11 protein-coding genes are annotated in these 9,373 nt (G+C 53.9%); 7 read left to right on the forward strand and 4 right to left on the reverse strand.

The features are described from left to right. Positions 1–80: 80 nt before the first annotated feature. From WHS88_12385 to WHS88_12400, 4 genes are all read left to right on the forward strand, one after another. Positions 81–1,299, forward strand: a protein-coding gene (locus WHS88_12385) for an IS3 family transposase (protein ID MEJ5260976.1) whose coding sequence is annotated in 2 segments (ribosomal slippage) — positions 81–353 and positions 355–1,299 — 1,218 coding nt in all. Because the reading frame shifts where the segments join, the coding sequence is not laid out codon by codon here. Between the two features lie 286 nt (positions 1,300–1,585). After that, the gene (locus WHS88_12390; GenBank protein MEJ5260977.1) at positions 1,586–1,798 is read left to right on the forward strand and encodes a hypothetical protein; all 213 of its coding nucleotides are present in this window, start codon (positions 1,586–1,588) and stop codon (positions 1,796–1,798) included. Positions 1,799–2,036: 238 nt separating this feature from the next. Then, on the forward strand, positions 2,037–2,288 hold the full coding sequence (locus WHS88_12395) for an HNH endonuclease signature motif containing protein (GenBank protein ID MEJ5260978.1): 252 nt from the start codon (positions 2,037–2,039) through the stop codon (positions 2,286–2,288). 120 nt (positions 2,289–2,408) lie between these two features. Beyond that, positions 2,409–4,571, forward strand: a complete 2,163-nt coding sequence (locus WHS88_12400) for a DNA methyltransferase (GenBank protein ID MEJ5260979.1) — start codon at positions 2,409–2,411, stop codon at positions 4,569–4,571. Here WHS88_12400 and WHS88_12405 read toward each other — a convergent pair. From WHS88_12405 to WHS88_12420, 4 genes are all read right to left on the reverse strand, one after another. After that, positions 4,543–4,935, reverse strand: coding sequence for a type II toxin-antitoxin system death-on-curing family toxin (locus tag WHS88_12405; GenBank protein ID MEJ5260980.1), 393 nt, complete (start codon positions 4,933–4,935; stop codon positions 4,543–4,545). The genes WHS88_12400 and WHS88_12405 overlap by 29 nt on opposite strands. Before the next feature lie 3 nt (positions 4,936–4,938). Continuing rightward, the gene (locus WHS88_12410; protein MEJ5260981.1) at positions 4,939–5,166 is read right to left on the reverse strand and encodes an AbrB/MazE/SpoVT family DNA-binding domain-containing protein; all 228 of its coding nucleotides are present in this window, start codon (positions 5,164–5,166) and stop codon (positions 4,939–4,941) included. A 126-nt stretch (positions 5,167–5,292) separates the two neighbouring features. After that, the gene (locus tag WHS88_12415; protein ID MEJ5260982.1) at positions 5,293–5,820 is read right to left on the reverse strand and encodes a winged helix-turn-helix domain-containing protein; all 528 of its coding nucleotides are present in this window, start codon (positions 5,818–5,820) and stop codon (positions 5,293–5,295) included. Positions 5,821–5,867: 47 nt separating this feature from the next. Then, a complete protein-coding gene (locus WHS88_12420; GenBank protein ID MEJ5260983.1) occupies positions 5,868–6,092 on the reverse strand; it encodes a hypothetical protein in 225 nt (74 codons plus the stop codon). A 141-nt stretch (positions 6,093–6,233) separates the two neighbouring features. On the opposite strand from WHS88_12420, the gene WHS88_12425 reads away from it, so the two are divergent. The 3 genes from WHS88_12425 to WHS88_12435 all read left to right on the forward strand — a co-directional run bounded on the left by WHS88_12425 (position 6,234) and on the right by WHS88_12435 (position 9,364). Beyond that, on the forward strand, positions 6,234–6,437 hold the full coding sequence (locus tag WHS88_12425; protein MEJ5260984.1) for a hypothetical protein: 204 nt from the start codon (positions 6,234–6,236) through the stop codon (positions 6,435–6,437). A gap of 130 nt (positions 6,438–6,567) precedes the next feature. Then, complete coding sequence (locus tag WHS88_12430; GenBank protein MEJ5260985.1) at positions 6,568–8,088, forward strand: terminase gpA endonuclease subunit; 1,521 nt, start codon at positions 6,568–6,570, stop codon at positions 8,086–8,088. A 57-nt stretch (positions 8,089–8,145) separates the two neighbouring features. Further along, a protein-coding gene (locus tag WHS88_12435) for an IS3 family transposase (GenBank protein ID MEJ5260986.1) occupies positions 8,146–9,364 on the forward strand; the annotation gives its coding sequence in 2 pieces (ribosomal slippage) (positions 8,146–8,418 and positions 8,420–9,364; 1,218 coding nt in all). Positions 9,365–9,373 lie beyond the last annotated feature (9 nt).

The following is a 9,373-nucleotide window of genomic DNA, read 5'->3' on the forward strand; positions in this document are numbered from 1 at the left end:
GTATAATACTCCCCGAAAACTGAGCGCATAATTAAGGTGGATTTGTCGCCTGAGACGATAATATTTCAGGAGACGAATTCATGAAAAACAAGCGACGTAATCACAGTGCTGCGTTCAAGTCCAAAGTGGCCTTGGCGGCTCTAAAAGGCGACAAAACCATCGCTGAGCTGGCCAGTACGTATGAGGTTCACCCGAATCAGATCACGCAGTGGAAAAAACAGTTGCTCGATTCGCTGCCGGAGTTATTTTCCCGCGGGCGAAAGCATGAGCAGCGGGATCAGGAGGCGTTAACGTCGGAATTGTATCAGCAGATCGGTCAGTTAAAAGTGGAATTGGACTGGCTGAAAAAAAAATCTGGACTTGACGATTGAACAAAAACGCCAGGCCGTCGAGCCGGGACACAAGAAGATCCCGATTATCCGCCAGTGTGACCTGTTGGGCTTGAACCGCAGTAGTCTGTACTATACCGCTAAGGGCGAAACTGAATATAATGAAATGCTTATGAAGCTGATTGATGAACAATACGTTAAAACCCCGTTTTACGGCATTGACAAGATGACCAGGTGGCTGCGGTTGGAAGGTCATCCGGTCAATCCCAAACGAATCCGTCGGCTTATGCGTCAGATGGGCTTGGAAGCAGTTTATCCGCGTCGAAAACGCGGTTTGAGCATCCCGGATACTCAGCACAAGATCTATCCATACTTGTTGCGGGACGTGGAAATTACTCGGCCCGATCAGGTTTGGTCGGCGGATATCACCTACATCCGGATGTATCGCGGCTGGCTGTATCTGACGGCGGTGATGGACTGGTTCAGCCGGTATGTGCTCAGTTGGGAGATTTCGATCACGCTGGAATCAGACTTCTGTGTGTCAGCCCTTCAAGCGGCTCTCGATCGGGGCCAGCCGGAGATTTTTAATACCGATCAGGGAAGCCAGTTTACCTCGGAGGATTTTACCGGAACATTACGTAAATCCGGTGTCCAGATCAGCATGGACGGCCAGGGCCGGGTGTTTGACAATATCTTTATTGAGCGACTGTGGCGGACGGTGAAAGTCGAGGAAGTTTATCTGCGGGACTACCAGACGATTGCCGAGGCCCGGTACTACCTGGGTCGGTATTTTGAGTTTTATAACAATGAGCGTTTGCACCAGGCGTTGGGCTACCGCAGCCCCGCGGCAGTGTACGGCGTCGCCGTTGGCCCTCCGGTCGCCCTCCGGGCTCCCTCCGTTCCAACGGCGGCATTAACCAGCGATGAATCCACCTTAAAACAACCCGTTTTCTGTCTTGACAATGGGTAGGGGTTTAAGGTTCATTTTTGGGTCAAAAAGAAAGAACCCTTCCCCGAAAAGGTGAAAGGTTTGGTGAAAGGTTTTATTGTATAAATAAGGATATAATAACAATATACATAAACTCTTCCCCTTTCACCCCACCCCCGCGTGCATATTTTTGCGCGCGTACGCGCGTGAGGAGAAGTGTTTATTTCTGGAAAGGAGACCAATCATATCTGATGAAATGACCTATTACGACAACCATTTTTTCTTGCCCTGGGAATGTGGGCGTTCCAACTGATGGGGTGAAAGATTCATGGATATTCAAATGATTACTATTCCTGTGGAAGTTATTGGTGAATACTTCGTCCTTTTGGATAAACAAGGAAACCAGCTTGTTACCAAAAAGATTCATCGTGACTGTCTTCTGAATCCTTCTATGGATTCGATGGAACAGGTCATGTGGGGTGTCGCGATAAGAAAAGCAACCGACAAGATCAATCGTCACAACAATATTGCTCCACGGTAAACTCCCTGGCAAAGAAAATTTGATTCCTTAGCTAAAAGTTTTTCCCATAGGACCAGAGACTTGAAATTGCTTCACACCAGAAAGCGTTTTGAACAATATCCGACTTGTACCTGGACGAAAGCTGTTAAGCGCATGATAGAACAATCCCGGAATTGTTATGTTTATCACTGTGAATCTCCGTGGAAACGCTGGGTAACCTGCGCATGTAAAAACAATAACCGTAGGAGTTTGACGCGTTATGGCAAAAACAATTAAAACGAATGAGATCTTATCCTTGCTGGAAAAACAACAATATCGTTGTGCTTTGAGCGGTCGAAAGCTCACACCTGAAACAGCATCTTTAGATCATATCCAGCCACTCTCACGAGGCGGTCTTCACGATATTTCTAATATCTGGATTGTTGATCATCAGGTGAATATTGCCAAGGGGTCACTAACCGCAGAGGAATTCATCAGATTATGCCAGGAGGTCACATGGAATCAAAAATAATTAGTCGAGCGGTTCCTTCGCGGGAAATTAAAAAGAAGACTGCACGGGGAACAGCCGCGTTCCCAGGAAGAGTTTGTTTGTATTGTCCGAGATAACCACACACCTATTTGGAGACCTGCTATGACGAAACAATTCAACATCGAACTTCGAGGGATCGAGACCCTCCGGCCCTATGAGCACAATCCGCGCCTCAATGACGGTGCGGTCGACGCCGTGGCGGACAGTTTGCAGGAGTTCGGCTTCAGGCAGCCGATTGTGGTCGATTCCGATGGCGTCATCGTCTGCGGCCATACCCGCTACAAGGCCGCCTTGAAACTGGGTCTGGCCAAGGTGCCGGTTCATGTGGCCAAGGACCTGACGCCCGAGCAGATCCGGGCCTACCGCATCGCCGACAACAAGACGGCCGACCTGGCCGAGTGGAACTATGAAATCCTGCCCATCGAACTATCGGAGCTGATGGAGGCCGGATTCGACATGAGTTTGCTGGCCTTCGACGAAAAAGAACTGACCCAGTTGCTCAACGCCGCCGAGGTCAAACAGGGCAACTGCGATCCGGACCAGATCCCCGACCCGCCGGATGAGCCAATTACCCAGTCGGGAGACCTCTGGGTCCTGGGCAATCACCGGCTCCTTTGCGGGGATGCGGGCAGCCAGGAGGACCTGGATAGGCTGCTGGATGGGCAGGTAATCCATCTGATCAACACCGATCCCCCCTACAACGTCAAGGTCGAACCGCGCAGCAACACGGCCATCGCGGCCGGCCTCAGTTCCTTTACCAACAAGAAGGCCCAACTGCATCATCAGGGTTTTGACCAGGCACGCGGCGCCGGTGATCCCAAGAAAGCCCGCAAGAAGATGCGGGCCAAAGACCGGCCGCTGGAAAATGATTTTCTTTCGGCTGAAGATTTCAACGAGATGCTCCGAGCCTGGTTCAACAACATGGCACGCGTCCTGGTCCCCGGCGGCTCGTTTTACATCTGGGGCGGCTATGCCAATCTCGGCAATTACCCCAAACCGCTCCAAGACGCCGGATTGTACTTTTCGCAAGGGATCGTGTGGGACAAACAGCACCCCGTCCTGACCCGGAAGGATTTCATGGGGGCGTTTGAGATTTGCCAACCGCCTGATACACAAGTCATGACACCCGCCGGCACGACCGCGTTGTCCGCCCTGCGAGACGGGGATGAGGTCATCACGTATGCCAAGGGTTCTGGAGCCATCATCGGCCACCGTCGTGGCCCAACGATCCGCGTCGGCACGCGTACATATGGCGGCCCCCTCTATGGGATTACTGTCGGTTCCAACACCACTTGGTGCACCGATGGCCATCTGTTCAGCGTCCGACTCGTACCACACGCTCGGTCCATCTGGTGCGTCTACCTCATGCGGCGTGGTCGATGGTGGCGCGTGGGCAAGACGAAGTTGCTCACCACATGGGGGCTGGGCCTCAAGCAGCGGCTCGATATGGAAAATGGCGAAGAAGCCTGGATTCTCAGCACCCATGACACGAATTGCGATGCGGCATGTGCCGAGCAGGTGGTCTCGGCTCGGTACGGTATCCCAACCACGTTTTGGGTTGAAGCCAAAACATGCAAGCGAACGCATTCGCAGATCACCAGCATCTACGACCGCTTTGATCCAATGGCTCTGCATCGGGGAGCGCTTTGGGCCCTATCCGATCACCATCGTCGGATCGAATACCCGTTTATCCATTGCGGCAACACGCGACCAAAGTACGGACGCAGGGTGTCTTTTCTGACGCGGGCATGCAACCTGCTGCCTGATGCAATGGAAGTTCCCGTTCCGGCAGGCGGCCCAAAGTATCGCTGGATACCGATTCGACATGTGGATGTGCAAGACTACGCTGGGCCGGTCTATTCGCTTGATGTGGACAGATACCATCATTACATCGCTGACGGCATCGTTACGCATAATTGTTTCTATGGTTGGAAACTCGGCAAGGGTCACCGCTTCTTCGGTCCCAACAATGCCCCTGACCTGTGGCACGTCAAAAAAATTCCGCCCCAGAAGATGGATCACTTGACGGCCAAGCCGGTGGAGCTGGCGGTACGAGCGATCCAGTATTCTTCCAAACAAGGCGAGAATGTCCTGGACCTGTTCGGCGGATCGGGCAGTACCCTGATCGCCTGCCAGCAGACAGACCGGAAGGCCTTCCTGATGGAACTGGACCCATTGTATTGCGATGTCATCGTCCAGCGTTTTGAAAACTTTACGGGATTGAAAGCCCAGCGGATCAGTCCTGAGAGCCCGAATGCTGTTTAAGAAAGCGAGCGATTTGATGTTTGTTCTTTTGCCCTTGAGCCACCGCCAAGACAAACTCGACCAGCGATGGATTGTCGATCTGAACCCGGATGCCGTTCCATTGCAGGAACGCCAACGCGCAGACGATTCCCGTACGCTTGTTTCCATCCAGAAATGGATGATTCATCACGATATGATACAAATAGGCCGCGGCCATCTCGAACAAATCCGGGTGGGCGTATTGCCCTCCAAAGCCGGCCCTGGGCATGGCCACCGCCGACTCCAAAAGTCCTTTGTCGCGGATCTGGCCGCTGCCTCTGTACCGGCGGACCTGATCGGCATGGATCCTCAAGACCTCATCCAGATTGAGGAACCGGATCTCCATCGGCTAATCGGCCAGCTTCTGGAGGGCCGGGCCAAAGTCTTCATTGATCTGGTGGAGGATCCGGTTCAACTCGGCCTGTTTGCTGTCCGGACGAACCGGAGAAATGACCAGTTTGTCGCCATTGGTCGTGATTTCCACCTCTGTATCCGGGGTGATTTGCAGCAATTCCATGATCGGCTTGTCGATGACCAGAGCGTAGCTGTTTCCGTGTTTGATGAGGTTTTTGACCATACAATCCAATCTCCCAAATTTCGTATACACATAGTATATACGAAATTATCGCCCAAATCAATGGGATTCTTGAAGAAAAACCCCGGTCATTTCCGGGGTTCTGGAGAAAAGAGGTCTGCGAATCGGTTATTTCCGGGCCCACACAAACTGCCCGCGGCCGACCTTCTGGAAGCGGGAATCATCTCCCTTGGTTGTGATTTCCTTCAGGATGGCGGCACAGAGCGTATTGGCTGGTGTCTTGCCGCTGGCGCTTTTCCAATAATCCTTGGCGGCCATGGTCTCGATCAGCTGCCGGCAGGTCATGGGCCCATTGGCCTCCGCCAATACCCGCACCGCCGCATCCAGCGCCGAGAGCCGTTGGACCTTGGGCGACGTTGGCCCACGTTTCGATTGGGCGGCCTTTTGGGTTCGGGTCGTAGGTTTTCTTGGCTTGGGGCTGGCCTTGCCGCCCTGGGCCGACGGGGACGCTTTCTTGGGATTGTACAGGCCCACCAGCCGTTCGGCGGATTGGATGGCCACCGGCTTATTGCCGGCCAGCGTCACCGCCTCCCAGCCGCCCTCCTGGGCGGCCTTCATGATCCGCACGGGCGTAGTGTTCCTGCCGACCTTCAGGTCGTACACGCTGCCGATTTGGATGTCTTGGGTTTTCATCATTTGGGTCCTTTCAAAAAAATGTTCGTCCGGAACGCTCCGCCACGCTGCTACAGGCGGGTTTCCTGGAGGGTATCTTCGATTTCGCTTACTTCGAATCCGCTCAGGAAACTCAAGATTTCCATCAGGTTCTGGCGGATGTGCTTTAAATCCCCGACGTGGCCCCAATTAATTTCTTTGGGGGTTTTGCCCAATTCGCATTCAAAGAATCCGAGCAGGTTGGCGATGTCGCTTTTGGCGGTTTCGTATTCGGTTTTTACATCTTGTTTTGCCATGTTTGGGTCTCCTAAAAAGGCGTTTTTATTGTTCAATTCCAGGGATGACTTACCGGCTTTTGGCCCCGGATCCAAGGGAATTAAGTCATTATTTTCAAAGAATTTGCATTATTTTTTTAGCCGTTCTGGACCCGGGGTAGAATGAATCCAAAACTGCTCAAAATTACGGCCTTAAGCGTGGAGGAACTGGCCCAATTGCTCCGCCAGGCGGGCCGCCGGTCTATCTCTGGACAAGCGGTGCTGGCAATCGCCCAAAAGGCTGGAATTGTCCGGGATGGAGGCAGGATTAACCTGATTGAATACACCGCATTTCTGGCCCGGGAGGTGGCCGGTGGCGCCGATTAATCCAACCCAACTGAAACCCGCCGAGCTGACACGCTTGCTCAACTCCGCCGGATTTGGCGAGGTCATCAACGAACGCACCCTGCGACGCCATCGCAATCGCGCTGGATATACCATCGGCGATACCAGGACGGTGGATCTATTCCGCTATGCCGCCTGGCTGACTCATCGGTACTTGGAACCGCCCAAAAAGGAACGCACCTACGAGGAGATGAAAGAAGCCGCCCGGCGGCGGAATGCCGAACTGGCCCGGGCCGGCCAGGACATCGGGCAGATCCCGGAAGTCGTCAATCCCGATCGCAAGGCACAGGCCACGGCCAGCTTCAAGACCTTCTGCGAGGTGTATTTCCCGGATGTGTTCTACCTGCCCTGGTCCGAGGACCATCGGAAGGTTATCGACAAGATCGAGCAGGCAGTCCTTCAGGGCGGCCTGTTTGCCCTGGCCATGCCGCGCGGATCGGGCAAGACGGTGTTGATGCAGATGGCCTGCCTGTGGTCTGCCCTGATTGGGGCCACGGAGTTTGTCTGCCTGATCGCCGCCTCCGCCGAACGGGCCAAGGACCTGCTGGAAAACATCAAGGTCTGGCTGGAGACCAATGACTTCTTGCATGAGGACTTCCCGGAAGTGACCTTTCCGATCCGCGCCCTGGAACGGATTACCAACCGCCAGAAAGGTCAGAGGCATAACGGGATTCCGACCCGGATCGAATGGGTGGCCGACAAGATCGTCCTGCCTACCATCGAAGGCAGCCAGGCATCCGGGGCGGTCATCTCCTCCTGCGGGATGAAGGGCTCGGATATACGAGGCCAGAACTATGCCCGCTCCGATGGCCGGGTAGTGCGGCCGCAATTGGTGATGGTCGATGACCCCCAGACCACCGAATCGGCCTGGAGCCCCTCCCAATCCCAGCGCAGAGAAGCAATCCTGGCGGGAGACGTATTGGGCATGGCCGGTCCCGGCAGGAAGATCTCCGGGCTGATGGCCTGTACGGTGATCCGGCCAGGGGATATGGCGGACAACATCTTAGACCGCCAAAAGCACCCCGAATGGCAGGGAGAGCGGACCAAGATGGTCTATGCCTTCCCGACCAATCAGAAACTCTGGGCGCAGTATGCGGAGATCCGGGCCGATTCCCTGCGGAATGATGGGGATGGTTCTGAGGCCACGGAGTTCTATCGCCAAAATCGGGAGGCGATGGATGCCGGAGCCATTGTCGCCTGGCCCGAGCGTCACAATAAGGACGAACTATCCGCCATCCAGCATGCCATGAACCTCAAGATGCGGGATGAGGCGGCCTTCTTTGCCGAGTACCAGAATGAGCCGATGGTCGAGGCCGAAGGGGAAGAGATGCTCAATGCCGACCAGATTGCCGCCAAACTCAATGGCTACAATCGCAGCATCGTCCCGGTTAGCTGCAATCTCCTGACTTTGTTTATCGACGTCCAGCAGAAGGCCCTGTTCTGGATGCTGTGCGGATGGGAACGGGATTTTACCGGGTATGTGGTCGATTACGGCACCTGGCCGGAGCAGAAACGGCTTTACTTTACCTTGCGGGACATCCGAAGAACCCTTGCCCAGCAAAAGCCCGGTGCCGGGCTGGAAGGAGCGATCTATAACGCCCTGGAGAGATTTATAATACTCCCCGAAAACTGAGCGCATAATTAAGGTGGATTTGTCGCCTGAGACGATAATATTTCAGGAGACGAATTCATGAAAAACAAGCGACGTAATCACAGTGCTGCGTTCAAGTCCAAAGTGGCCTTGGCGGCTCTAAAAGGCGACAAAACCATCGCTGAGCTGGCCAGTACGTATGAGGTTCACCCGAATCAGATCACGCAGTGGAAAAAACAGTTGCTCGATTCGCTGCCGGAGTTATTTTCCCGCGGGCGAAAGCATGAGCAGCGGGATCAGGAGGCGTTAACGTCGGAATTGTATCAGCAGATCGGTCAGTTAAAAGTGGAATTGGACTGGCTGAAAAAAAAATCTGGACTTGACGATTGAACAAAAACGCCAGGCCGTCGAGCCGGGACACAAGAAGATCCCGATTATCCGCCAGTGTGACCTGTTGGGCTTGAACCGCAGTAGTCTGTACTATACCGCTAAGGGCGAAACTGAATATAATGAAATGCTTATGAAGCTGATTGATGAACAATACGTTAAAACCCCGTTTTACGGCATTGACAAGATGACCAGGTGGCTGCGGTTGGAAGGTCATCCGGTCAATCCCAAACGAATCCGTCGGCTTATGCGTCAGATGGGCTTGGAAGCAGTTTATCCGCGTCGAAAACGCGGTTTGAGCATCCCGGATACTCAGCACAAGATCTATCCATACTTGTTGCGGGACGTGGAAATTACTCGGCCCGATCAGGTTTGGTCGGCGGATATCACCTACATCCGGATGTATCGCGGCTGGCTGTATCTGACGGCGGTGATGGACTGGTTCAGCCGGTATGTGCTCAGTTGGGAGATTTCGATCACGCTGGAATCAGACTTCTGTGTGTCAGCCCTTCAAGCGGCTCTCGATCGGGGCCAGCCGGAGATTTTTAATACCGATCAGGGAAGCCAGTTTACCTCGGAGGATTTTACCGGAACATTACGTAAATCCGGTGTCCAGATCAGCATGGACGGCCAGGGCCGGGTGTTTGACAATATCTTTATTGAGCGACTGTGGCGGACGGTGAAAGTCGAGGAAGTTTATCTGCGGGACTACCAGACGATTGCCGAGGCCCGGTACTACCTGGGTCGGTATTTTGAGTTTTATAACAATGAGCGTTTGCACCAGGCGTTGGGCTACCGCAGCCCCGCGGCAGTGTACGGCGTCGCCGTTGGCCCTCCGGTCGCCCTCCGGGCTCCCTCCGTTCCAACGGCGGCATTAACCAGCGATGAATCCACCTTAAAACAACCCGTTTTCTGTCTTGACAATGGGTAGGGGTTTAAT

Source organism: Anaerohalosphaeraceae bacterium (genome assembly GCA_037479115.1).
Lineage (GTDB): Bacteria > Planctomycetota > Phycisphaerae > Sedimentisphaerales > Anaerohalosphaeraceae > JAHDQI01.